The organism is Acinetobacter sp. YH1901134 (assembly GCF_013416965.1).
Classification (GTDB): Bacteria; Pseudomonadota; Gammaproteobacteria; order Pseudomonadales; family Moraxellaceae; genus Acinetobacter; species Acinetobacter amyesii.
Map to the genome: position 1 here is coordinate 63,933 of NZ_VPEW01000010.1, position 25,674 is coordinate 89,606.

Genomic DNA, 25,674 nt, shown 5'->3' on the forward strand with positions numbered 1-25,674 from the left:
CCTTGTTTGTTGTTTTGCGAGATGTGGCAATTATAAAGCCATGCAAGCAATAAGATGTATTCAACTTACATCTTTATCTTATAAATTTTACTTTTGATTCTTTTGAATGATGTATACGCCGCTTACTTGCGTAGTTTTATCCCAAGAAATGAGCCTAAAATTCTCATTATATGTTACTGATAATTAAAATAAAAAATCTATCAGCGCTCACATCTGTACTCACTAAAACAAAGGAACATTTAGGCGGTCAGCTTATTCATCTTGATCAATTAAATCTTCACTGCCATAAATAATTTTCTGAGCTGTTTCATCATACACAATAGGAAACCATTCATAATAAGCCGAAGGGATTCGTTCAACTCGAATACGTCCAATCACATAATTATGCCCACCCAATAAATCAACAGTGAATCGAGCTGGACGAGCGATAATTAGCTGTGAATTATGATCAATGACGAGCTCAGTTTTTCCCTGTTCTACAGCGGTGGTAAACCGTCCGTGAATAGGTGAGTCAAAAGCCATTCCTCTTGTGACTTTTCGCGTCCCCTGCTGACCATTGACCTCAAGCAAAAGACCTTCGCTCATTTGATACTTTGAGCTGACCACTAACTGCTGTTTAATCAAATTCTTACATTCCGCGTTGCAAGAATTTGTAATAGTCGCAATTTTTGAAGCGTGAAGTGATGAATCTGAATACAAAGCTACAGGCGTCGTACTACAGGCAGATAGCACCATACTTATCACAATAAAAGACTTCTTAAACATTGTTATCGCTCATCATTCAATTTATTCATCCACTTTATGCCACAAGTAACTTCGTTTTTATTCTGTACAATAGGAAAATATAAAATTCTGCGCATCATTAAAACATCAAAGCTTGATTCAAGAATGATTAACCCTTTGCCACACACCCCCAAAATCCTTATAATTGAGCACAATTTTTATCTAATTTTAAGTGGATGACCATGAGTCGCGCCATATCGCATATTGATACCTTCCAAGGCTTAATTCTTGCCTTACAAAACTACTGGGCTGAACAAGGTTGTGTAGTGTTACAACCTTACGATATGGAAATGGGTGCAGGTACTTTCCACACTGCAACTTTCCTACGTGCTTTAGGCCCTGAAACTTGGAACGCGGCTTATGTTCAGCCTTCTCGTCGTCCTAAAGATGGCCGTTATGGTGAGAACCCGAATCGTCTACAACACTACTACCAGTTCCAAGTCGTGTTGAAGCCAAACCCAGACAACATCCAACAGTTGTACTTAGATTCATTAAAAGCCATTGGTATTGATACCCTTGTTCACGACATTCGTTTCGTAGAAGACAACTGGGAATCTCCAACACTTGGCGCATGGGGCTTAGGTTGGGAAGTTTGGTTAAACGGCATGGAAGTGACTCAGTTCACTTACTTCCAACAAGTCGGTGGCGTTGAATGCTACCCAGTGACTGGCGAAATCACTTACGGTCTTGAACGTTTAGCAATGTACCTTCAAGGCGTAGATTCAGTTTACGACTTGGTTTGGACGAAAGGTCAATTTGGTACAGTGACTTACGGCGATGTATTCCATCAAAATGAAGTTGAGCAATCTACCTATAACTTTGAATATGCCAACGTTGAAAAAATGTTTGAGCTATTTGATTTCTACGAAGCTGAAGCAACTCGCTTGATGGAAGCTGAACTTCCTCTGCCTGCCTATGAACAAGTAATCAAAGCATCACATAGCTTTAACTTGTTAGACGCGCGTGGTGCAATTTCGGTGACTGAACGTCAGCGTTATATTTTACGTGTACGTACATTGGCGCGTGCGATTGCACAGAGCTATGTCGCTGCGCGTGCGAAGCTTGGCTTCCCAATGGCAGAACCTGCTTTACGTGATGAAGTATTAGCTCAGTTAAAAGCACAAGTTGAAGCGGAAGCAAAAGTTGAATCTAAGGAGAGCAAATAATGTCTAAACATACAGTATTGTTCGAATTAGGCTGCGAAGAACTTCCACCAAAAAGCTTAAAAAAATTACGTGATGCGCTACATGCAGAAACGTTAAAAGGCTTAAAAGACGCAGGTCTTGCATTTGATGCGATTGAAGCTTATGCAGCACCACGTCGCCTTGCACTTAAAATTGTGAATGTTGATGCAGCGCAAGCCGACACTCAAAAACGTTTCGACGGCCCTGCAAAACAAGCAGCGTTTGATGCCGAAGGCAAACCGACTAAAGCACTTGAAGGCTTTATGCGCGGTCAAGGCATTACGGTTGATCAAGTTTCAACTTTCCAAGCAGGTAAAGTTGAAAAAGTGTGCTACTTAAAAGATGTGAAAGGTCAAAGCCTTGATGTGCTTTTACCACAAATTTTACAACACGCTTTAGATAACCTACCTATCGCAAAACGCATGCGTTCTGCTGCAAGCCGTACTGAGTTTGTACGTCCTGTAAAATGGGTTGTTTTGTTGAAAGACAGTGATGTAATTGAAGCAACCATTCAGGATCACCAAGCAGGTAACGTGACTTATGGTCACCGTTTCCATGCTCCTGAAGCAATTACACTTGCAAATGCCGATGCTTATCTTGATGCCCTGCGTACTGCAAAAGTGATTGCAAACTTTGAAGAGCGCCAAGCCATCATCGACCAACAAGTCAAAACTTTGGCTGATGAAGTAAATGCCATTGCGATTGTCCCTGCGGACTTACGTGACGAAGTAACAGCATTGGTTGAATGGCCAGTTGCGCTTCGTGCAAGCTTTGAAGAACGCTTCCTTGCTGTTCCTCAAGAAGCACTCATCACGACGATGCAGGACAACCAAAAATATTTCTGCTTAGTGAATAGCGACAATAAACTTCAACCTTACTTCATTACAGTATCAAACATTGAGTCGAAAGACCCGACACAAATTATTGAAGGTAACGAAAAAGTTGTACGTCCACGTTTGTCAGATGCTGAATTCTTCTTCTTACAAGATCAAAAGCAACCACTTGCATCTCGTAAAGAGAAACTTGCAAATATGGTATTCCAAGCTGAATTGGGTACCCTTTGGAACAAGTCTGAACGTATTGCTAAATTGGCTGTGGCTTTGTCGGCTATCACAGGTGCGAACCCTGCAGATGCTGAAAAAGCTGCGCTACTTGCGAAGTGCGACTTAACTTCTGAACTTGTGGGTGAATTCCCTGAGCTTCAAGGTATTGCGGGTACTTACTATGCACGCATTGAAGGCGAAAATGATGAAGTCGCTGAATCTTTAGGTGAGCAATACTTGCCTAAGTTCGCGGGTGATGTGTTACCAAGAACCAAGACAGGTACAACGCTTGCGCTTGCAGACCGTTTAGATACTTTGACTGGTATTTTCGGTATTGGTCAAGCGCCGACAGGTTCTAAAGACCCGTTTGCACTTCGTCGTTCTGCGATTGGTATTTTGCGTCTAGTGACTGAAAACGAGCTTGATGTGTCGATTGAAGACCTAATTAAACTTGCACTTGCTGCTTATGGCGATGTATTGAAAGACCACGATAAAACTTTGGCGGAAGCAGTTGCATTCCTTGAAGGTCGTTACCGTGCAAAATACGAAGACCAAGGCGTGGCTGTAGATGTGATTCAAGCTGTTCAAGCACTTTCTCCAAAATCGCCACTTGATTTTGATAAACGTGTAAATGCGGTAAATCATTTCCGTGACTTACCTGAAGCTGCTGCACTTGCCGCTGCAAACAAACGTGTTGCAAACATTCTTGCAAAAGAAGCTGCACCTGAAGGCGCTGTGGTTGAAGCGAACTTGGTTGAAGATGCTGAAAAAGCATTGTTCGCTGAACTTGCAAAAATCACACCTGTAGTTGAGCCGTTATTTGCTGCGAAGGACTACACTGCTGCCCTTTCTGCACTTGCTGCACTTCGTGCGCCAGTCGATGCATTCTTTGACGGTGTAATGGTGATGGCAGATGATGCTGACCTAAAAGCGAACCGTTTACGTATGCTTGCACAGCTTCGTGACTTGTTCACGAAAGTGGCTGATATTTCGGTACTTCAACACTAAGTTTAAGTATTCATTAAAAACCCGCTTTAGAGCGGGTTTTTTTATGCTGTTTGAAATCTAGGTAGAATCCTGTTAGAAATAGCGGAATTTTTTGATAAGAACAATATATGAAAAGTATTACAGTCAATCATCCTTACCGCCCAGATCTCTATCTTTTTATCTTACATGCAGTCCTGATGGCATGCAGCTTTTACCTTTGGAAGGTTTATCCATACATTCCAACCAAGCCAGATATGGGTGCTTTATTCTTTTTGATTATTTCTGTTTTGGGTGGATTTATTGGAATCGTCATCATTGCGGTAAGTTTGCCCAGATTAGACCGCTCTGTGCCTTACTTAACGCTTTCAAAATTTGTTTTAAGTTTGGTGTATTGGTTGTCGAGCACAACCATTTTCGTTTTATTTGGCAGTACTAAATTTATATTCAATAACCCCCTTGTGCTATTTGTCTTTGTTTTTCTATTTTTTAGCAGTCTGTATTTTTCAATAATTCGTGTTGCAGATATTCGTAAAAAAGATTGGCTGATTATGGGTGGTGTATTAGGTGGACTAGTGTTGTTGTTCTTTTTGCCGAAGATTTGATGAAAATATTGAGTGGTTCAAGGTCATGACTTTTTTATGATATTTCGATATTGCAGCATGTAAGACTTAATTGCTTGTAAAACAAATAAAACCTCGTTATAAATTAGTGGGGTATTTATTTTTGAAAATATAATGAAGTTATCACAACCACAAAAAGTCGCAGAATTTTTAAAAGCACACCCAAATCAAAAATTTAATTCTCGTGAAATAGCAGAAGCTATTATAAAAATATATCCAGAAGATTATGAAGTAAAACGATCTAATGATAGATTTTATTCAGAAGCTGATTTTATTCAACAAATCGTCCGTGAAATTAGCAGTACAGCAAAAACTAATATTCAAAAAATTTCACCAAATATCCATATACGGGATCAACCAAGACCTAGAGTTTTTTGGTTTAACCCCTCTGAAGTCTATGAATCACAGCTCCAGCTTAATAATGTGATGGATTCGCATGCTATAGATATTGAAAAAGAATTACCAATTAAAGATGATCGACTATCTGAACATGATCTCTACCCTATTTTAATAGAGTTTTTAAATTCTGAACTTGATTTATATTGTCTTAGAATAGATGAAAAACGCTCTAAGAACTCTCGAGGGCAAAATGGTAATCAATGGTTACACCCTGATATTGTTGCAATGCAAGCACTAGATGACCATTGGCATGATCTTATAAAGACTTGCGTAAAAAATAGCTCAGGGCAAAATGTAAAATTATGGTCTTTTGAAGTTAAAAAAGAGCTAAATAGCTCAAATGTTAGAAGTAGTTTTTTCCAAGCCGTCAGTAATTCTAGTTGGGCAAATGAAGGTTATTTGGTAGCAACTGCAATTTCTACAAATGAAGTCGAAGAGGAACTTCGCATGCTTTCTGCACTTCACGGAATTGGTGTAATCATTTTAATTCCTGAAAATCCAACTGAAAGTGAAATTTTTCTTCCTGCTCGACGAAGACAAGAAGTAGATTGGCAGTCTATAAATCGCATATTAAGTGAAAATTCAGATTTTAAAAACTTTATCGAATTAGTCTCAATTTATTACCAAACGGGCCGTATTCGAAAACACGATTGGAATAGATAGCCCATCTAGCCAACTCACTTCCATTTCCCTATACTCGACTAAACAACACTCAACAAGAATGAAACTTATGAAATTGAAAGCATTCCTTTTGACTGGTCTTGCAGGTCTAACACTTTCTGCATGTACATCTGCACCAACGATTCCACAACTTGAAACAGGTGTATTACAAGAAGTACAAAACATTGATGTCTACCCAGATACCAAGGATAACAAAGCAAAACTGACTAAATTTGTAGATAAATGCGTGATTGAATTTACAGGCAATTTAGAAGAAGCAAAATCGGTTGAACAATGGTCATTTAAAGGCTTAACCCTAATTTCAGGTGGTACAGCAACCTTTGCCAAAGATGGTACAAGTTCAGCGCACAATTTTGATTTAAATGCGGCGGATGTACAAAAGAACTTCCTTGCATTACGCGGTCATTTTGCAAAAGATGCACTTACACAATGTGAATAAATAATAAAAACCATATCTCCAAAATGGAGGTATGGTTTCATTTTTCCGTGAATCTTGAACAAGAAGCTGTTCAAACCCATAATTTTTACTCATGAAAATCGTAACTAGAACCACACCACAGCAACGCTCAAAACACATATAAACCACTGTATTTTCATAAAATTACAATAATGCATTAACTTAACCATGTTTCCACATTTCAAACTTTCGCGTATCTGAGCTGTTATCGCATTGTGTGACTTATCGCACAAAACCACTTTTTGCTTTTTTTTACTCTTAAGATGTCCTCTGCTCCAAAAGCGCAAATGCTGAGTGCAACAGCAGCGTTCAATAAAAGAGGACAATTGCAAAGATGAAACCTTTATTTAAAACAACACTGATCACCGCAGCATTATTCGCAACCACCCCACTATTTGCCAATACAACAGCATCAGTGGAAGCTAAAGTAGATGCTCAACAACCGAGTGTTCTACAAAATTTAAAACAAGACATTAATCAATCTGCACATAAAGCAGGTGATAAAATTGAAAAAGGTGTCGATAAGACCAAAACATTCACTCAAGAAAAATGGCAAGACACCAAAGAATTTAGTGCAGACAAAAAGCAAGATGCCAAAGACAAATGGGCTGAACTAAAACAGTCTAAAGATGAAAAGTCAGATGCAGCGAAAGCCAAGATCGATGCCAAGGCTGAGCAAAATAAAGCTAAGCTTGATAAGCGCAAAGCACAGCTCGACGAAAAAGCTGCAAAAGACAAAGCAAAACTCGATGAACGTAAAAGCAATGTCGACAACAAAGTTGATCAAACCAAGAGCTATTTAGGTGAAAAAGCTCAGGAAGGTCGCCAATTTGCCAGTGAAAAATGGCAACAAACCAAAGCGAATTTCCAAAAAGGTCAAGAAGCCAATGTGAGTGGCAGTAGCAATGTACAGTTGCAAACGCCTATCGCACAAGCTGAAGTCCATAGCTCACATGAAGCCAGCTTAGGTGCTCACAAATAAATAAACTGGCTTTCATACCCTCTCCTCCATAGAGTTGGCTCACCCTTCGGTGGGCCTTTTTTTGCCTTAAGCCAAATACAAACGTGTACAAAGCTGTCATTTGCTGTATTGATTTTGCTACGGCAAGTTTTTTTCGCTGCAATTTTTCCTATAATGCGTTAAAACCATTCATCAGATAGAAAATCTATAAAATTCAGAGGTGAAGCTGTGAAGATTTCATTAAAAGCAACGTTATGCCTAAGCTTAATATTCACGACACCCATGCTTTGGGCACAAGAAAACACAACAGCGCAAAGTACTGAGCAACAAGCGAAAAAACCTGTGAGCCCTTATGGCGATAATCCAAATTTATTGCATGTGTGGGCCTATAAAGCCCAAGAAGGCGTGGTCGGTGCTGCTAAAAATATTGGTGAAATGACTGAACGCGGAATTTCTAAAATTAAGCCTTCGGTTGACCAAGCTTGGGACAATACGAAAACTGCTACTCAAAATACAGTGCAACAGGTTGATCAGGGCGCACAGCAAGCCACTCAAAACGTCAATGAAAAATTGAAACAAACCCGTGAAAATATTACAGGTAAAACTAGCCAACCTGCGCCCATTAGCCAACAGTCGTTGAGTGAACCGTCTTCAGGCAATACAATCAATACGGCTCCGAGCAACAATGCGGGGCAAAATAACAATCAATATCCTCAAAGTAGCTATCCTTCGAGTTCGACGTCTACAACCTATCCTGTGACTGATTTATAATTTAACAGTACATTTAAAAGCTCAACTTTGGTTGGGCTTTTTTAAAACCAAAATTGAATGCTTTTGGTCTTTGGCCTATGTCTATAAAAACAATGAATTAATGAGAAAAAATGCGAATTTTATTTGGTATCTTGCTCGGTATTCTGCTCTGCGTTGGCTCTGTGATTGGCTTACAACGTTTTCCACAATTGTTGAAAAGTTATCCACAGTTGCAGACTATTTTTCCCCAATTGTACGATTCATACCAATATAACCATGATGCCGAAGGTAAATTATTACAAACCTTAGAAATGCTAGATGACGAAGAATACAAATCGACTGAAGGCAATGAAGCAACACTGTATCAACTCGATGATCAATGCAAAATAAACCTCTATGTTTTTGGTGAATCCAATCAATCCCTAACAAGTTTCTATTTTCACAATGATCAGATTTTACGTGCCTATGAGACAAATTTGATCTACCCAAATGGTGGCTTTAATCCTGTACCCAATACCAAAGAGCCTTTTAAACTCGAAAAAAGTTATTTACGAATCATGATGCCAAACAGTATCAAGACTGAACTTGAATTTGAGCGGATCAAAAATCATTTCAATGCTAAATTTTTGAAAAATTGCTAGAAGCTTCCTTTACATATTCTCTAAGATCTACCTAGCGAATAGGTGAATTTCATCAACTCAAATTTAGCTATTAAATTAAGCATTAAGGAGCAGGTTTGAGATATCGCCTACGTACAAACGATGCTGTACAGATTTGAATAAGCATCAACAGGCAAAATGGATAGTCAACCCAGACTGATAAACGATCAATATGCGCAACCTCTCCAAAGACGGAAAAATAGACCTGTCCCACAATAATAGGCACTACAACAAGCCATAGCCCCCAGTACCAATAGCGATTTAAAAAATCAATAAGCGCCAAGACGAAATGCGCAATAAAAAATACCGAAACCAGCACAACTTGTAAGGTCGGCATGAATTTATGAACTTCAAAATCAGGATTCTGGAATAAATAATTTTCACTGATATTTAGTACATAACTGTACCATGCCCAAGTAATGCATGCGGTAAAGAGAATCAGCATGCAAAATATTCTTAAACTTTTTTTATTGGCAAGATCGACTTGCATAGACATCCCTATTTATATGGAGCATTGTTCAAAAATAATGTTCCTTAAACTCGATTTTAATTGACCTGTCGAATGACCATTCCCGCTTTAAAGGCTTCTACATTTTCCACCAATTGCTGCACAATGCGTTGTCGCGCATCGACGCTTCCCCATGCACTATGTGGGGTAATAATTAAATTTGGAATACTTGGGTCAAGCAGCACATTACCCTGCTTGGGTGGCTCAACCGTCAAGACATCGGTTGCTGCGCCTGCGATCGTCCCTAATTTTAATGCCTCGGCTAATGCCGATTCATTAACCACACCACCTCGTGCACAATTGATCACAAAGGCCGATGCTTTCATTTGAGCCAAGCTTTCATGATTGAGTAAATCACGGGTTTCCTCTGTTAAAGGGCAATGCAAACTCAGAAAATCAACCTGCGCTAACATCTCAGAAAAGGCCACTCGTTCAGCCGCCATGGGGCGATTCGGTAGTGCACCAATCATAATTTTCATGCCAAAAGCTTTAGCCAAATGGGCCACGGCTTGCCCCAATTCGCCATAGCCGACAATCCCCAAAGTCTTACCAGCCAGCTCAATAATTGGAAAATCTAGTAAGCAGAACTGATCTGCTTTTTGCCAATCTCCCTGTTGGACCGCCCGATCATACTGTCGAAATGATGTCGCCAAGTTCAACATTAACATCAAGGTATGCTGTGCCACCGCAGCGGTGCCATAAGCTTGGCAATTACACACCACGATGCCTTGTTGCTGTGCGTGTACAAGGTCAACGTTATTGGTGCCAGTGGCAGAAATTAAGATCAGTTTTAATTGCGGATTGAGCTGCATGTGCTCAGCATTGATGTGTACTTTATTGCTGATAATCACATCAGCCCCTTGTATGCGCTGAGCAACCTCTGCAGCCGTTGTTGCGGGATAGAGCGTCAAGTCATCAAACTGTGCTTCTAGTCCGCTAAAATCTAAGTCCTGTTTATCTAGAGACTGATAATCTAGAAATACCGCTTTCATGGCTGCTTCCCTTCTGGCCGATTATAAAAATTCGATTGTGGATGATTAAAACCTGTGATGCACCAAAGTGCAATCGAACAGCATATAAAAAAACCCGCTATTTCGCGGGTTTATCGAGATGATGTTGCAATGAATTTCGAATTTTGAGTATGACATAAATGGTCAGTATCGTAAGTAACAACATACTGCTGCTAAAAATCAGTATGCTTGAACTAACCCCCTGTGCATAGGCTGAACCCATGGTCAGCACTAAGATGAATAATACAGCAAGCATCTGTGTTGAATGCATACTGATACCCCTCATATTCCTCATGATGTTTTAGGTAGTATGATTGTTTTTTATACTACCTTTCTCTCATCATAATCTCTTCCTACAAATTAGCAAGCTTTGGATTTTCAACCCAATGTCGAGCTTAAATCTGTTCTGGCTGCACCACGAACTGGCAAGATGCATCGGCATTTTCCACAAAGAAGACTTGACCAAATTCATCACTACTCAAACGCAGTTCTTTATAGTTCAGCGTGTAATAGCCCACATATTTCTGCATTAAAATCGGATGCATACCAGTCGCAAGCTCATCTTGAGCTAAGACCAATTTCATTACCTGACGGTCATTCATCACCACCATGTAACGCTCATCTTGGACTTGTACGTATACCAGGCCTGTGCCCTTCGGCTGCAAAGGAATCAAAAACTTGTGATTCAGCGCAATCACACCGGCTGCATAGCTTTCAATTTTTTGGCTAATCACATTAAACACTAAACCATGTTCAAACTGGTCGAGTAGCAGGCTACGATTTTCCTGTGGTAAAAAGGTCGTGATTCCTAACTTTTGTAGATCTTGCTCACTGACTTGTTTGTTATTAAACAATACCCGTAATAAGGTCTGTTTTTGTTTGGCATCAAAAAATTGAGGGTCAAGCTGAAACGAATTGCTTTTTAAAATTTCACCCAAGGCATCACGATGGCGTGTCAGTAAATTTTCGATGACTTTTCGATAGTAGAATTTACTGTTTTTCTTAACCCGACGCATTTTTTGATAAAAATACGGTGCATCAAATGGATGTCTCAAGAAATCATTTAACAGTTCTGAACTCGCCAATACCGCAATGGCATCATGCCCTGTGAACGGCAGATGCAACACATGCACATGCGGAATTAAGGCCTGTAGTTTTTCAAAATGCGCGCGATCTTCTGGACAATAAGGATCATACACCACGATATATTCACGTGTAGTCGATACGTCTTCAGCAAGTACCCGCATATTGGCATGCAAATTAGGTTGAAAGAACATGCCATAGCGTGTATCGACAATGTCTTCAGGGTCTATGGAGTACTGTGGCACCATGCTGACCACACGCTGAAAACCAAATAAATTGGCATACTTAATGGCCGCATAGCCGCCCATGGAACCACCATAAGCAATTCGCAACTCAAATTGCTCGAGGATCGGCTTGATGGCTTGATACATCGGTTGCATTGATGATGCTGGAAACCACGATTTTTGTTTCGGCATCACACCGATCACATTAAAATCATATTTTTGCAAAGACTTCTCGGCATTGATGCTCAAGCCCTTGGCACGGGTAATCAAATCACCGAAGGAGAAAATAAGCTCACGAGAACTGCCAGGCTGAAAAATGACACGAATTTGATCATCTTCAAAAATGATGTGCTTTTCCATTGTACTTTGCTCCAGTCCTTGTTGCGTCACGCTTTTCCTTCCTTGTTGCATTCAAAGTTTATCTTGTTCCGAATATGCTATTTTATAGAGGCCATACAGATTAAAAAGTGCAGAATATGACACATTCAATACATCCTGCCGCACAACAAGGCTTTAGCTCAGCAGCTGAACTCTATCAACAAGCCCGCCCTGACTACCCGATTGAAATCAGTGCGTGGCTACAACAACATTTAGCTTTAGCCCCTCAAGCCCATCTGGTGGACTTAGGCTCAGGTACAGGCAAATTTCTCGAGTATATTCGCCCACTCAGTGAAAATATCACCGCGATCGAACCTGTGCATGAAATGCTGCAACAATTGCAGAAAAAACATCCGCATATTGCAACTTTAGCCGCCCAAAGTGATCAGATTCCACTGCATGATCATTCTGTAGCCGCGGTATTTTGTGCCCAATCATTTCATTGGTTTGCCACCCCTGAAACCCTCAATGAAATCAGTCGTATCTTAGTTCCCAATGGTGATCTTGTTTTGATTTGGAACCAGCGTGATATTCAAGTCAATTGGGTCAAACAACTCGCTGATGTCTTGAGTGAACTCGAAGGTGACACACCACGTTATCATAGTGGGCAATGGCAAAAAGTGTTTGAGCAGCAGCAAGTGTTCAAATTAATTGCCGAAACCACCTTTCAACAATTGCATCATGGTACAGTAGAACACGTGGTTTCCAAACGATTATTGTCCACCAGTTTTATTGCAGCGTTAAGCACGGATGAACAACAAAAACTGAAACAACAATTTGAAAATATCGTGGCTGAATCAACCCAAAAGACTGCACAGGATTTCATTGATTTTCCGTATATCACGCATGTCTATATCTTTAGAAAAACACATTAGGACACGATTATGCTCATGCCTATCTCTTTTAAAAAATTCAGTGTCGTCTTCTTCATGGGTACGGTGCTAGGACTCACTGCATGTGAAAAATCATCTAAAACGGTAGAACAAAATAGTGAAATTAGTTCCGACGATCAAATCATGAAAGAGCTAAATAGTGATCCTATTAAAAACTTTGCCAAGACCCCAGATGATCTACACGACCTCACGCTTCTGACGCAATATGACGAGAGCTTTAGTCAAATTAGCGATGAGATGGAAGATGAGCTGATGAAACTGCGTGAGGAAGGCAAACTCACTGATGAATTTGCTACACAGCGTAAGCGTGACAACATCCAGTCAGCACTGAATATGCTCAAAGAACTCGAAATGAAAACTGAGCAAGGCCGTTATATTCAAGGCTTGATGTATCAGTACTGGGACAATCAATCACAAATTTATCGTGAGAAAAATCAAGCAGCCGATGGCGAGTTAAAAAATCCTAGTGACAGTGTCAAAGGTCTCGGTCAGTTTATTCATGCTCAAGAACAATTGGGACATTGGCAGGAACAATATCCTGAACTACAAAAAACTCGACAACCCTAATCATCCACCCTGTTGCAATCTATTTACCGAAATTCAACGTGGATGAATGAGAAGGTGACACGAGCTAAAAGACACAACATAAACTCAACTTCAAGGGCACATCCATGCCCTTGAAGTGATTGCTCAATCTTGATTTAAGCTATGGTCGTTCAGCATATTGTGGTAAATCACCTGCAATATCATCCCATTCTGCTTTGGATGCGACAAAGATATGACAGGTCGGTTTCTGCGTCAGAGGCGTGTCTAAAGTGCCTATTCGTAGACGGTAATAATCCGGCGTTTCAGCCTTTATACTGATGATCGGCGAACCACACTCACTACAAAAACAACGCTGTGTGGTTGGTGAAGATTGAAACTTTTTCAATACCTGTTCACCCGACACAATTTTGAAATCTGCTTTGGCTATTGGGGCATTGGTTGCATAGGCTGTTCCATTGGCTTTTCTGCACCGAGAACAATGGCATTGCATGATCTCACCGATCGGACCATTAATTTCATAGCAGACCGCTCCACACAAGCAGCTTCCGGTATATTGTTCTTGTACGCGCATAGTGGTCTTTCTTAGAAGAATTTCATCTCAAAATATCACAACTCCTCAGCAAGATTGTGACAATTTGAAGCGCTTAGCTCTGCAAAGAAACCAGATAGTTTTGAACCCCTTCACCCGCTGCTCGACCGGTTGCAAGGCATGCTGTTAGCAAATAGCCTCCTGTAGGCGCATCCCAATCCAACATTTCTCCGCAGACAAATACAAAAGGATTGCTCTTCAATTGTAAGCCATCATTTAGGACTGAACGCTTCACACCACCTGCGCAGCTAATCGCCTCATCTATCGGGCGAAATCCATCAAGTTGAATATTTAAGTGTTTAATTTTCGCAGCAAGTAAGGCAGGTTCATGCCACAAAGATTTATCCACCAGTTCACGGACCAGTGCAGCTTTCGCCACATCTAAACCGGCTTTACGCCAAACATTGGTTAAAGATTGCTTTTTCGAAGGCTGTAATTTCTTAGCCAATTGTTCAACACTTTGATCTGGCAATAAGTCCAAAGTCAGCTGCATGGGCTGAGCAGATTTCACTTGTTGACGCAAAGCACGACCTTGTTTGTAGATCAATCCACTTTCCAGTCCATAGTGTGAAATGATGATATCACCTTGGGTCGGCTCGGCTTGCTCGACCCATGCATTGACTCGCTTTAAAGGCTGTCCAAACACAGGCTGCATGAACTTCGACCAAACGCGTTCCACGCCTGCATTACTGGCCTGAAAAGCTTCAATGCTCTCAGGCTGTAGCCATTTTTGCCATGCGCCATCACTGCCTAAACATGACCAAGACACAGCCCCACACGCCATAATAATCGCATCAAAGCCAAGCGCTTGATTTGATCCATCAACAAGGTTTTGAATTGTCAGCTGATTGGACTGTAAGTCCAAAACTTGATGTCGATAATGAAACTGTACCCCGTCTAGACTAAGACGTTTTAACCATGAACGCAGTAAAGGCGCAGCTTTCATTTCAATAGGAAAGACCCGACCCGATGAACCAATATAGGTTTCAATGCCCAACCCCTTCATCCATTGTTGAATCCATGCTGCATCCCACTGCTTAACCCATGGACTCAGCCATTCCACTTGATCATAGCGCTGCACAAATTGTTCAACGGGTTCTGCATGCGAAATATTCAGCCCCGTCTTGCCAGCCATTAAAAATTTACGGGCTGCCGATGGTTTTTGCTCATAAACATGAATGTCATAGTCAAATTGGCTAAGCACTTCCGCCGCCATCAATCCCGCAGGACCTGCCCCAATGATTGCAATACGCTGAGTCATGCCCAATTATTCCGCAGATGCTTCAGTGGGTTGCTTACCTTGTAGCGGCTGAAAATCATCAAAACGTGTGGTGTAATCTACAGGCTTGGTAATGATTAACTGCTGACAGAGTTCACCACGTTCTAGATATTTAATCTCAAAGTGTGTACGTGCTGAAGTCTCTGCAATGCGTTCTTTGACAAAAGGTAGCTTCCAAACATCAATTAACTGCTGCTGCGCTTCCTCAATATATTCAGGAATATTACTCGCCACAGTAATCTGACCACCCGGCTGCAAACGCGACAATAAAAATTCAAAAAACGGCATATTTAACCAGCGCTGTGCAGGATTATGCGGTTCAGGGTTGGGATACAAAATAAAGAATTGCTGTACTTGCGCAGGATGTAAGGCATGTACTACCCAAGGCAATGCATCAGCATGAATTGGAGTTAAATTGCTTTGCCCTTCAATTTGATGCTGTTTTTGCATCGCAACAAATTTTTCACGGGTACGCTCTACTGCGATCAGCTGAAATTCAGGATGTTGTGCAGTGAATAATAAGGCGTGTTTTCCTTTGCCTGCACCAATTTCCACACATATTGGAGTTGGCTGAATGGACTGAAAATTACGGGGAGCTCGCATACGCTGCGCTTGAAATTGACGAATAGGCATAAACAGATCAAACTAAACAGAACCGCATAAGTCTAACAACTGCGACTGTTTTTGCCTAATTGAATCATCCATTTTCGCTGGAGTTGCACCATGCCAACCACCATGAACTGCCCTCGCTGTGGCAAACTCACCACATGGGAAGACAATGAATACCGCCCATTCTGCTCAGATCGCTGCAAATTGATTGATCTTGGTGCTTGGGCCAATGACGAATATCGCCTGCCAACCCAAGATGCACCTCAAGCTGATGGTGGCCGTGAGGAAGATCAGTTCTAAATACGTTTAGCTCAAATTTAAATATAAAAAAGTTCCAATAAAAAAGGTCTAACCATGTAGACCTTTTTTTATTTTACCCAATCAAGTTAAAGCGTATTGCTTAACCCGCTTTACTTGCAACAAAAGGATTGTGCTGCTTTTCATAACCAATGGTACTCATTGGCCCATGCCCAGAAATAAACTGAGTATCGTCAGGTAAACTAAAGCATTCGCGTTGAATCGAGTCTAATAGCTGCTGATGATTGCCACGCGGAAAGTCAGTACGGCCGATAGAACCTTTAAATAAAACATCACCCGTCCATAACACACCATATTTAGCGTTATAGAACATGACGTGGCCTGGGGTATGCCCCGGTGCAAAACGAACTTCAAACTCTTCTGCACCCAGCTTCAAGGTTTCACCGCCTTCCAACCATTGGGTCACATGGACATTTTCAGGGATCGGGAAACCGTATTTCGCAGAAACCTCCTGAATCATGTCCAACCAAAACGCATCTTCTTTATGCGGACCAATCACCGGAACATTCCAAGCTTGGGTTAATGCCCCAACCGCACCCGCATGGTCTAAATGGCCATGCGTTAACCACAAGGCTTTGACCGTTAAACCGAGCGCTTCAACTTCGGCTTTTAATTTTTCCGGCTCTCCCCCTGCATCAATCAAGACCGCTTCTTTCGACTCAGAGTCCCAAACAATGGAACAGTTTTGTTGAAATGCCGTGACGGGCACGATTTTAACTTGCAACATAGGGCGACAACCTCAAGGCGTTAATGGGCTAATGTTTGCTTTAAGGCATCAAGATTAGCTTGAAGTAACAAATTGAGCAATCCAACATGATCATCCCGCGCATTTAATGCGGGAATATAACCATATTCGCCACCTCCTGCTGCTTGGAAAATTTCAGCATTTTGCAGCGCCAACTCTTCTAGCGTTTCCAAACAATCCGCTGAAAATGCTGGGCTCATGACCTGTACCGATTTCACGCCTTGTTTGCCCCATGCTTCCAAGGTGGCATCAGTATAAGGCTTCACCCACTCTTGCTTACCAAAACGCGATTGGAAACTAATTTCATACTGTTCAGCAGTTAAACCCAAGGCTTTTGCAACCAAATGCCCAGTCACACGGCAACGATCTGCATAGGGATCACCTTTATCGGCATAAGGCTGTGGAATACCGTGGAATGACATCAATAATTTATCTGGCACACCATGTTTAGCTTGATAATCACGCACACTTTGCGCCAAGGCCTGTATAAACACAGGATGCTGGTAATAGTCACGAATAATGCTCAGACCCGGTAAATTACGCTGCTGTGGAATCCATTTAGCAATCGCATCGTATAAAGGTGCCGTAGATGTTGCTGAATACTGTGGAAACAACGGAAATAATAGAATGTGGTCTTGAGGCTGCTCAGCCAATTGCGCTAAAGCGGCAGAAATCCCTGGATTACCATAAGTCATTGCAGGAATCACATTCAGTTCAAATTCTGGATATTTTGCTGTGAGATGCTGTTTTACTGCGGCGACTTGCTCAAATAAAATTTCGCGCATGGGCGAATCATTACCCCAAACCATGTCATAAGCATGTGCAACACGTTTAGGGCGAAATGGCAAAATAAACAAACGTAGAATGATTTGCCATATCGGTTTCGGGATTTCAATCACTCGCTGATCTGACAAAAACTGTTGCAGAAAACGACGCACTGCGGGCACAGTTGGCGCATCAGGCGTACCTAGATTCGCCAGAATAATGGTGACTTTAGCTTTCTCGAGAGGCAACATTACGCTTTTTCCATCAATTTGAATGACGCTAATGTAGCAGCTTTTAATCCATTTAATAAAATAGATTAATATGCAGATTTAAATTGAAAAACTCGATCATTATCAAGCAAATTACTTTCTAGTAATTTTTGACCTTTACTGGTCACTTGCCACAACATCCGCTGACGATCATCTCGGCCATTGGGCACAATCCAGTCATTCTGCCGCATCTGACTTTTAATGCTGTGTAAAGCACGAATATTCACTTGTGCCCGTGCAACCGCATGAGCACGTGGCATCTCAATACGTGCATCATCCAAACCTGTTTCATTCAAAAACTCATTCATTCGTTTAGAGAAGAATTCTTCAGGGGTTGGATTAACAAAGGTTGCGCCTAAAATCGACAAGAGCTGCGCCCACGTCATTTTCTTCTGTACTTTTAATTCTTTGAAATTACCATCTTGATAAGCGTGCATGCGGTATTCAAATGAAAATAGTTCATGCATCGACACTTTTGGTAAAGATAGGAATGGATCAACTTCGCGTTTTCCAGACTCTGTTTCGAGTTGAACTAACTGGGCTTTTAAACGATCAATTTCATCATGTAAAGCTTGAGTATTCTGTGGACGCACCCAACCTGTAACAGGATAGCGTTCTAGCATTTGTGGCATGTTCAATCGAACTGCCATTTCTAAATCACGCAAACTACGATAGGTAAAAACTTGATCGACTTCATTTTGTAATAGTTTTCTAAATTCTTTAAATTTTTCACGAAGTTCAGGTTTAGCATCATGTAACGCATCATCACGTGAATCTGGATCATCATGCATAAACACAATGACAGGTTTTTGCTTGGTCACCGCATAGATGTATTCAAGGTGCATATAGCCCACACCAGACACAGACTGCTCACCGTATTGACTACCCAATAAAATCATCACATAGTCACAATCGTCAATTTGACGACGTGCAAAAGCAGTGCTCAATGGTGTGCGTTGTTCTAGCCCCCATGAGAAAAACCCCATTCCCACAAGCGTCTGAGCCAAAATGATCCGTTCTGGCTGCATTTCGCTACCAGATGTGGAAATGAATACTTGATAACGCTTATCGAGCATTAGTGATCCTCTCCCGCTGCATAACGCACTCAGCATCGAATTGATCTTAGCTGGAAAATGCGACATGACTACCCCAATAAAAAACTAATTTTTTCATTTAACGTTGTCCAAAATGACTGATTTAGTCTTCTGAACTTATAAGTCCGATGTTGGCAATGTTCCAAGAAATATCATCTTGAATCAGGCGCGCCACAACCGGTTTTAAATTTTCCGCATTATTGCCACTGACATAGCACTCTATACGCAAACAATTTTCTCTTTTCTGATCAAATAATAACTCATTTTTAATCAAAATTCGGGCTGTTTGTCGTGCAACTGCAAAACCTGAGTCAATTAATGTCAGCTTCTGACCAAAAATATACTGAATTGCCGATTTTAGGAAGGGGTAATGTGTACATCCAAGCACTAAAAAATCTGCACCTTGATTTACAACTGGCTGTAAAACATCAGTTAATGTGTTAAGACAAGCCTCACTCATCTGCGCACCCGCTTCTACAAAGGGTACTAATTCCAAACTGGTAACAGTCAGAACATTGACCCCTGCCGGCTCAGCAAAACGATGCATCACATCTTTAATCAACTTTCCCCGAAATGTCGCAGGGGTTGCAAGAACAGCCACTGTTTTACTTTTTGTTTGCAGAACGGCAGGTTTTAACGCCGGAACTAAACCAATAATGGGGAAGTTCTCCCCATAATGTTCACGCAAATAATCCAAACTAAAAGCAGATGCCGTGTTACATGCCACGACAGCGACTTTACAGCCTTGGCGGTATAACCACTCTATGGCATGTGCAGTCAACTCACGTATATTTTGATCATCACGTGGCCCATAGGGTACATGTGCAGTATCGGCATAATACACAATGCGTTCATTCGGCAAGTAGCGCGCAATTTCTAAAGCCACAGATAGGCCACCAATCCCCGAATCAAATAAACCGATCGGTGCATCTGCGCCAGCTTTCGGCATGGGTACATCCAGTGGGTAAATGGGGTGAATGGCGGTCATAGGGTCACTTATATATTGTTCAGAATGACAAGGTGGAAAGCTTAAACCTCAGGTGCCTAATTGCAAGCGCAAATCACCACTTTGTAACACTAAAATGGATTCACCTTTTTCATTTTCAAGCAGTTCACCCATCTCAACCAAATGAAAGAATGCGGCACGCTGGATCAGTGCATTAATTCCAAAACGCACATGTACATAAGGGCGCAATTCACCTTGATATTCACGCATAAAAATAGGATGTTCATCATCCACAACAATCACGTCTTGTGTTGTGGTTGTAAACTGGATATAGCGCTTGTTTTCTAGCTCAAGCGTATCGACTTGATTAACAAATAAAGGTTCATCTTCTACCTGTATTTCAATTTGTTCCACAGGGGTTTTTAAATAGAATTTCCCATCTTCTTTCCAAAGCACGGTTGAGAACAGATCAATGAGTGCTTGCCGCTTGATCAATTGACCATCGTGCCACCATTCTCCATTGGCTAAAACCTTCAAATCCATTGCACCACAATGCTTTGGATGCCATTGATCTAATGGAGGGATTGACCTTTTGTGACCGGACTGTCCATCTTTTAAGTATTGTGCAATGTTCATTAAATTTCTATCATCCCTATTAATGAATTTTTTCGTCGGGTTTTCGTTCAATTGCTGCTTCATCCGCCTAATAAATACCTTAGTGACGGAAAAATAATATGATTCAGCCAATTGGCTAGAACTCGGTTTAAAACTATACTAGCCCACAATATCAAAGACACGATAGAAAAATTGTGTCTGGGCATTAAGAACACTCATGGCAGCACCATTTAAATGAATTGAATGGATGCCACCTTCCGAAATATGAGGAGTCCTACATGGAACACATCGAACGTGAATCGATGGAGTTTGACGTAGTTATCGTCGGTGCAGGTCCTGCCGGCCTATCTGCTGCGATTAAAATTCGTCAACTTGCAATTGAAAATAACCTAAACGATCTGTCCGTTTGTGTCGTGGAAAAGGGCTCCGAAGTAGGTGCGCATATTCTATCGGGTGCTGTGCTTGAACCCCGCGCGATGAATGAATTGTTCCCAGATTGGAAAGAACAAGGCGCACCGTTAAATGTGCCTGTGACTGAAGATAAAACCTTCTTCTTATTGTCTGATGAAAAATCACAAGAAGCACCGCATTGGATGGTGCCAAAAACCATGCATAACGATGGCAACTATGTTATTTCGTTAGGTAACGTGGTTCGCTGGTTAGGTGCTAAAGCTGAAGAATTAGAAGTGTCTATTTTCCCAGGCTTTGCAGCATCTGAAATCCTTTACCATGAAGATGGTACTGTGAAAGGTATTCAGACTGGTGACATGGGCATTGGTAAAGATGGCGAACCAACGCATAACTTTACTCCTGGCTATGAACTTCATGCCAAATACACATTATTTGCTGAAGGCTGTCGTGGTCACTTAGGTAAACGTCTGATTGCTCAGTTCAACTTAGATAAGGATGCTGATCCGCAACATTACGGTATTGGTATTAAAGAACTTTGGGAAATCGATCCTGCTAAGCACAAACCAGGTTTGGTGATGCACGGTGCAGGTTGGCCTTTAAGTGAAACAGGTTCTTCAGGCGGTTGGTGGTTATACCACGCTGAAAACAACCAAGTGACGTTGGGTATGATCGTTGACTTGTCATACACCAATCCACACATGTATCCATTTATGGAAATGCAGCGTTGGAAAACACATCCACTGATCAAGCAATATCTTGAGGGTGGTAAACGTATTTCTTATGGCGCACGTGCGGTTGTAAAAGGTGGCTTCAACTCACTACCTAAATTCACTTTCCCAGGTGGTAGCTTAATTGGTGATGACGCAGGTTTCCTAAACTTTGCGAAAATCAAAGGCTCTCATACAGCAATGAAATCAGGCATGCTGTGCGGTGAAGCTGTATTTGAAGCGATTGCTGCTGGTGTGGAAAAAGGTGGTGACCTTGCCATTGCACGTGTAACTGAAGGTGAAGACTTCTTCGCTAAAGAGTTAACTGCGTACACAGACAAGTTCAATAACAGTTGGTTGAAAGAAGAGTTATATAACTCTCGTAACTTCGGCCCTGCTATGCATAAGTTTGGTCAATGGATGGGTGGTGCGTTCAACTTTGTTGATCAAAACATCTTTAAAGTGCCATTCACACTGCATGACTTACAGCCAGACTTCAGCGCTTTAAAAACTGTCGATGCTGCGAACTTCAAACCGAATTACCCAAAACCAGATGGTAAAATTACATTTGACCGTTTGTCTTCAGTATTCGTATCGAATACCGTTCACGAAGAGAACCAACCTGCTCACTTGAAACTGACAGATGCTTCTATTCCAGTAAATGTGAACTTACCAAAATGGGATGAGCCTGCTCAGCGCTACTGTCCTGCTGGTGTTTATGAAATTATGGAAGAGAATGACGGTTCTAAACGTTTCCAAATTAACGCGGCCAACTGTGTACACTGTAAAACGTGTGACATCAAAGATCCGTCTCAAAACATTACTTGGGTAACACCTGAGGGTGGCGGTGGTCCTAATTACCCTAACATGTAATTAGTACCCGAACATGTAATCTCTCTTGAGATAAAAATAAACCCGCTTAGGCGGGTTTATTTTTTAATATACAATCACACTCTTTAAATAAATATTATTACAAAAAAACTAATTCTTATAAAAAATGAATTTCATAAGTATTTCATTTAAAATAATTATCAATGTATTATTTTATATCCACTAGATTTAGATATTTTATAAATAATTAAAAGAAATAATCTCACTAAGCCTAAATACAAATTTAAATTTCATCTGTATAGTAATATAATTTTTTAGACCCTTCTATTTTATAATAATTAATTTTAATATCTCTAGACTTTTCCATATTACAAAGCTTACTTACAACTTCATCTCCTCCACCGTACATTGTAACTTCCTTATTTTCGATCAGAAAATTAAACGATGTAGGCTCTTCATAATTTCGATGAATTTTTTCCAACTTATATTTTAAGGTTAGATCTTTTATCTTAGAAAAATCAGTACTATTAAATGGAAAAATCCCCCTATTACACCCCCCTAAAAAAAGCGCTTGTTTATTTTTCTCGTATAAATATGCTATTTTTTCGTCATCAGCATATACATGCGAGCTAATGAGCACTATAAATAACAATCTAAAAACACCAACAAAATTCATCATAGCTCAATTTATTTATTAAAAATAAAATACATAATTTTTTTAAAATCAAACCCACTAAATAAAATTAAAAAATCAATATCAACAAAAACCATTGCAAGAAAGTTTAAATAATTAAAAAATCAGAATAAAATTCCACCTACAAAATTATTACTTCAAACATTAAAAATACAATTCCCCTGCACAAAAAAATGTGAAAAAAACAAATATACGACATGCAATTCATTTAGAATAAATAAATTCATTCAAACTAGTTAAATAATGAAAATCACCTGCAATAATACTTGGCGATAGCACTCTAAGATCCATAACAACATAATATTTTAGCTCTGCATCATCTATAATTTTTTGATATTCTTCTAGCTTATCCATTTCATTTTTATCTAACTTGAAATGAATACTTTTTTTCATTTTCCCAGGTAATATTAGATTGTTTAATAAATCCTCATTTTTCTCTATCAAATTATATTTATTCAAACTAAATTTAAAAGATGCATTCAAACCATCCCTAATCACTAAATTTGATATTATTTTACTTCTTCTATTTTCATTACTCACCTCCCAATCATTAACCCCAGTGATTAATATATCTTGCCCAGATAAATTCTCAAATATCAATTCTAAAACATAATCAGATTCACTTTTTTTTATTTTAGTAATAATTTTAAACCCTATTTCCATTTTACTTTCACTGGAATTAATAAAATTTATTTTTTTTTCATTAAACCATTTTAAAACTTCCTGCCCATTACTGTCTTTTGAATTAAAAAGTATTGAAGAAACAGTATTCTCACCTGAAATTTCAAAAAATCTAAAATTTAGCTTCTTATCTTTACTACTTTTGACATCATATTTTTTATTAAGCAAGAAAATTTTTTTTCCATATTTGTCATAATCTTCAGCCTCTTTTTCGGTTAAGCTTTTAACAATCAAACCGACTCCGTTTATTTTATTATTTTTACTACCTATTCTATCTACTGTAGAATTTTTCAAATAAAATTCTTTACCATTATTAGCCCAAAATTTTTCTATAAGAGGATTACCCCAATAATTTGGATATGTACTCGTGTAAAACTCTTGATTATTTTTCGCCATTGATATAGTACTCATAAATAAAATTGAAACCATTATAAATTTAAGATTTAACATCCCAATTAATCCCTGTTTCTTTTTCAAACCAATCTCGAATTTGATGCAGATAATATTCATGCATTTGTGGATTTTTAATTAAAGTTCCTTCACCCATTAAATTATTTTTTGAATTTCTTTTCCAAAAATCTGCAGGCTCTGCAATCTTAAGATCTATTTGATATGGTGGATTACTTGTAGCTAAAGTATATCTTTGATTTACTGCTCCCCCATAAGCAAAATACTCATCTGGCCAATTAAATAAATGACCAGATTCATGCGCATGTATATTATTCGACATCCAACTTGGCTCAAATTTCCAACATCCGAAGTCATATTGTTGAAAATCAGTTAATGAAGTTGAGTTTTCAATAAATTCATAAATTTGATAGTAATCAGTTACCTGTTTTTTCGATGCTTCGTATTCTGCTGTAGCATTTATAGACCAATTACTTGAATCCGCACGTGTACTTAATTTGTATATATTAACCTCATGACCATCTTGTGCTTCTACAACTTCCAACCAAACTGGAACTTTACACGTACATTTTGATTGAGCACAGTTTTTCGGATATAAATAAAAATTATTTTTATTTAAAATTTTCTCAATTTCAGATTTAGCTTTATTAAAGTCAAACCAATCTTTATATGGAATTTCTATATCCTCAAAAGAAAACATGGAATTTTGCAAATCTAAGCTAGAATCATATGGTAATTCTACTTCTATACCACTTTTATTAGTAACTATCTGGTTATTATTGTCAACTAAGACACGCTTTTTTCCTTTAAAAGATATCTTTGTTGTTACTGTTAAGAGGTTTTTAAGTGGATCAAACTTAATATCAAATGGTTGGCTTATCTCTGAATAATCATAAAATTTGACTTTATACCTCTTTGAATTTTCATAATAGTCAACATAACCATCTTCTAAAGTTTCATTTTTTTCTATACCTATTGATATTAAATTTCCGTTTTCATCCGTATCTACAATTTTCCCAGAAAGAGCTTCTGGTAGATAATCAACTATACTAATTGGTTTTAATAAAGATGAACAACTATTTCCATGTAATGCTGAATCATTCAACGCCGTGGATGACTCAGCATTAGATATATATTCGGTATTTGAATTTGATTGTTTTAACCTTATAGGACATTCGCTCACTGAATTTTCTTTGATTTTCAGTGCAGGTAAATTTACATTCAAAGTGGGAATCTTGTTCCCTCCCACAAACTTATGCTGCCCCGCCTTCACTTCAAACTTACCGCTAGTAGTAGGCAATACACCTCCACTACTAATCTCAATCTGACTACCACCCGCAACTAAAACAATTTTTTTGCTCGCTTTGATTTCAACTTTATCTTCCGTGGAAATAATTTGAATACCTTTTCGGGCAATCAAATCTGCCCCATCTCCTTGGGCTTGGATTTCAACTTTGCCTTTGCCTGCATAAGCTCTTAATCCCTCTTGTGCTGCAAATAGACTGATCTTGCTTTGTGCATGGGCAATTAAGGATTTTTGACTGCTG

The 25,674-nt window shown here is 39.7% G+C and carries 28 protein-coding genes; 12 read left to right on the forward strand and 16 right to left on the reverse strand.

Translation table 11 applies throughout. The features are described 5' to 3' along the window. Nucleotides 1-252: 252 nt before the first annotated feature. On the reverse strand, nt 253-765 hold the full coding sequence (locus FTV50_RS11630; RefSeq protein ID WP_180024495.1) for a hypothetical protein: 513 nt from the start codon (nt 763-765) through the stop codon (nt 253-255). A 200-nt stretch (nt 766-965) separates the two neighbouring features. Here FTV50_RS11630 and glyQ point away from each other — a divergent pair, with 200 nt between their 5' ends. From glyQ to FTV50_RS11670, 8 genes are all read left to right on the forward strand, one after another. Continuing rightward, nucleotides 966-1,949, forward strand: coding sequence for a glycine--tRNA ligase subunit alpha (glyQ, locus tag FTV50_RS11635; protein ID WP_078192785.1), 984 nt, complete (start codon nt 966-968; stop codon nt 1,947-1,949). Beyond that, on the forward strand, nt 1,949-4,018 hold the full coding sequence (glyS, locus tag FTV50_RS11640) for a glycine--tRNA ligase subunit beta (protein WP_180024496.1): 2,070 nt from the start codon (nt 1,949-1,951) through the stop codon (nt 4,016-4,018). The genes glyQ and glyS overlap by 1 nt, the downstream gene beginning before the upstream one ends. A gap of 107 nt (nt 4,019-4,125) precedes the next feature. After that, nucleotides 4,126-4,599, forward strand: a complete 474-nt coding sequence (locus tag FTV50_RS11645) for a hypothetical protein (RefSeq protein ID WP_180024497.1) — start codon at nt 4,126-4,128, stop codon at nt 4,597-4,599. 129 nt (nt 4,600-4,728) lie between these two features. Then, on the forward strand, nt 4,729-5,679 hold the full coding sequence (locus FTV50_RS11650; RefSeq protein ID WP_180024512.1) for an HrgA protein: 951 nt from the start codon (nt 4,729-4,731) through the stop codon (nt 5,677-5,679). Nucleotides 5,680-5,746: 67 nt separating this feature from the next. Continuing rightward, entirely contained in the window at nt 5,747-6,136 is a 390-nt protein-coding gene (locus tag FTV50_RS11655) for a hypothetical protein (RefSeq protein WP_180024498.1), read from the forward strand. 352 nt (nt 6,137-6,488) lie between these two features. Next, nucleotides 6,489-7,136 carry a hypothetical protein gene (locus tag FTV50_RS11660; protein ID WP_180024499.1) on the forward strand — a complete coding sequence of 216 codons (648 nt, stop codon included), beginning with the start codon at nt 6,489-6,491 and terminating at the stop codon, nt 7,134-7,136. Nucleotides 7,137-7,397: 261 nt separating this feature from the next. Then, entirely contained in the window at nt 7,398-7,886 is a 489-nt protein-coding gene (locus FTV50_RS11665; RefSeq protein WP_180024513.1) for a hypothetical protein, read from the forward strand. Nucleotides 7,887-7,996: 110 nt separating this feature from the next. After that, nucleotides 7,997-8,506 (forward strand): hypothetical protein, encoded by a 510-nt coding sequence (locus FTV50_RS11670; protein ID WP_180024500.1) that lies wholly within the window; start codon nt 7,997-7,999, stop codon nt 8,504-8,506. An 82-nt stretch (nt 8,507-8,588) separates the two neighbouring features. On the opposite strand, the gene FTV50_RS11675 is transcribed toward FTV50_RS11670, so the two are convergent. The 4 genes from FTV50_RS11675 to FTV50_RS11690 all read right to left on the reverse strand — a co-directional run bounded on the left by FTV50_RS11675 (nt 8,589) and on the right by FTV50_RS11690 (nt 11,709). Then, nucleotides 8,589-8,969: a hypothetical protein gene (locus tag FTV50_RS11675; RefSeq protein WP_180115917.1), complete on the reverse strand. Its 381-nt coding sequence runs from the start codon at nt 8,967-8,969 to the stop codon at nt 8,589-8,591. Nucleotides 8,970-9,070: 101 nt separating this feature from the next. Continuing rightward, nucleotides 9,071-10,024 (reverse strand): 2-hydroxyacid dehydrogenase, encoded by a 954-nt coding sequence (locus tag FTV50_RS11680; protein ID WP_180021166.1) that lies wholly within the window; start codon nt 10,022-10,024, stop codon nt 9,071-9,073. Between the two features lie 97 nt (nt 10,025-10,121). Beyond that, nucleotides 10,122-10,313 (reverse strand): hypothetical protein, encoded by a 192-nt coding sequence (locus tag FTV50_RS11685; protein WP_078189765.1) that lies wholly within the window; start codon nt 10,311-10,313, stop codon nt 10,122-10,124. Nucleotides 10,314-10,437: 124 nt separating this feature from the next. Beyond that, a complete protein-coding gene (locus FTV50_RS11690; protein WP_180024514.1) occupies nt 10,438-11,709 on the reverse strand; it encodes an alpha/beta fold hydrolase in 1,272 nt (423 codons plus the stop codon). A 116-nt stretch (nt 11,710-11,825) separates the two neighbouring features. Between FTV50_RS11690 and FTV50_RS11695 the strand changes: the two genes are divergently transcribed. Continuing rightward, a complete protein-coding gene (locus FTV50_RS11695; RefSeq protein WP_180024502.1) occupies nt 11,826-12,602 on the forward strand; it encodes a class I SAM-dependent methyltransferase in 777 nt (258 codons plus the stop codon). Nucleotides 12,603-12,617: 15 nt separating this feature from the next. Continuing rightward, on the forward strand, nt 12,618-13,187 hold the full coding sequence (locus FTV50_RS11700) for a hypothetical protein (protein ID WP_180024515.1): 570 nt from the start codon (nt 12,618-12,620) through the stop codon (nt 13,185-13,187). A 139-nt stretch (nt 13,188-13,326) separates the two neighbouring features. Here FTV50_RS11700 and FTV50_RS11705 read toward each other — a convergent pair whose 3' ends face one another. From FTV50_RS11705 to FTV50_RS11715, 3 genes are all read right to left on the reverse strand, one after another. Beyond that, entirely contained in the window at nt 13,327-13,737 is a 411-nt protein-coding gene (locus FTV50_RS11705) for a GFA family protein (protein WP_180024503.1), read from the reverse strand. 73 nt (nt 13,738-13,810) lie between these two features. Beyond that, the gene (locus FTV50_RS11710) at nt 13,811-15,016 is read right to left on the reverse strand and encodes a TIGR03862 family flavoprotein (RefSeq protein WP_180024504.1); all 1,206 of its coding nucleotides are present in this window, start codon (nt 15,014-15,016) and stop codon (nt 13,811-13,813) included. Nucleotides 15,017-15,022: 6 nt separating this feature from the next. Continuing rightward, the gene (locus FTV50_RS11715; RefSeq protein ID WP_180024516.1) at nt 15,023-15,673 is read right to left on the reverse strand and encodes an SAM-dependent methyltransferase; all 651 of its coding nucleotides are present in this window, start codon (nt 15,671-15,673) and stop codon (nt 15,023-15,025) included. 84 nt (nt 15,674-15,757) lie between these two features. Here FTV50_RS11715 and FTV50_RS11720 point away from each other — a divergent pair, with 84 nt between their 5' ends. Beyond that, nucleotides 15,758-15,943, forward strand: a complete 186-nt coding sequence (locus FTV50_RS11720; protein ID WP_067764029.1) for a DNA gyrase inhibitor YacG — start codon at nt 15,758-15,760, stop codon at nt 15,941-15,943. Between the two features lie 100 nt (nt 15,944-16,043). Here the strand turns inward: FTV50_RS11720 and FTV50_RS11725 are convergent, their stop codons facing one another. From FTV50_RS11725 to FTV50_RS11745, 5 genes are all read right to left on the reverse strand, one after another. Beyond that, the gene (locus FTV50_RS11725; RefSeq protein ID WP_180024505.1) at nt 16,044-16,688 is read right to left on the reverse strand and encodes an MBL fold metallo-hydrolase; all 645 of its coding nucleotides are present in this window, start codon (nt 16,686-16,688) and stop codon (nt 16,044-16,046) included. A 20-nt stretch (nt 16,689-16,708) separates the two neighbouring features. Further along, nucleotides 16,709-17,722 carry a ferrochelatase gene (gene hemH, locus FTV50_RS11730; RefSeq protein ID WP_180024506.1) on the reverse strand — a complete coding sequence of 338 codons (1,014 nt, stop codon included), beginning with the start codon at nt 17,720-17,722 and terminating at the stop codon, nt 16,709-16,711. Nucleotides 17,723-17,787: 65 nt separating this feature from the next. Continuing rightward, a complete protein-coding gene (locus FTV50_RS11735; RefSeq protein ID WP_067764038.1) occupies nt 17,788-18,816 on the reverse strand; it encodes a DUF4062 domain-containing protein in 1,029 nt (342 codons plus the stop codon). A 121-nt stretch (nt 18,817-18,937) separates the two neighbouring features. Continuing rightward, nucleotides 18,938-19,822 (reverse strand): glutamate racemase, encoded by an 885-nt coding sequence (murI, locus tag FTV50_RS11740; protein ID WP_180024507.1) that lies wholly within the window; start codon nt 19,820-19,822, stop codon nt 18,938-18,940. Nucleotides 19,823-19,870: 48 nt separating this feature from the next. After that, nucleotides 19,871-20,479 (reverse strand): DUF1285 domain-containing protein, encoded by a 609-nt coding sequence (locus FTV50_RS11745; protein WP_078192804.1) that lies wholly within the window; start codon nt 20,477-20,479, stop codon nt 19,871-19,873. A gap of 194 nt (nt 20,480-20,673) precedes the next feature. Between FTV50_RS11745 and FTV50_RS11750 the strand changes: the two genes are divergently transcribed. Beyond that, nucleotides 20,674-22,386: an electron transfer flavoprotein-ubiquinone oxidoreductase gene (locus FTV50_RS11750; RefSeq protein ID WP_067764047.1), complete on the forward strand. Its 1,713-nt coding sequence runs from the start codon at nt 20,674-20,676 to the stop codon at nt 22,384-22,386. A gap of 241 nt (nt 22,387-22,627) precedes the next feature. Here the strand turns inward: FTV50_RS11750 and FTV50_RS11755 are convergent, their stop codons facing one another. The 3 genes from FTV50_RS11755 to FTV50_RS16870 all read right to left on the reverse strand — a co-directional run. After that, nucleotides 22,628-23,020 carry a hypothetical protein gene (locus FTV50_RS11755; protein ID WP_180024508.1) on the reverse strand — a complete coding sequence of 131 codons (393 nt, stop codon included), beginning with the start codon at nt 23,018-23,020 and terminating at the stop codon, nt 22,628-22,630. Nucleotides 23,021-23,242: 222 nt separating this feature from the next. Further along, nucleotides 23,243-24,115 (reverse strand): hypothetical protein, encoded by an 873-nt coding sequence (locus FTV50_RS11760; RefSeq protein ID WP_180024509.1) that lies wholly within the window; start codon nt 24,113-24,115, stop codon nt 23,243-23,245. Nucleotides 24,116-24,155: 40 nt separating this feature from the next. Beyond that, on the reverse strand, nt 24,156-25,674 hold a 1,519-nt coding region (locus FTV50_RS16870; protein ID WP_257223914.1), incomplete at its 5' end, for a DUF2345 domain-containing protein.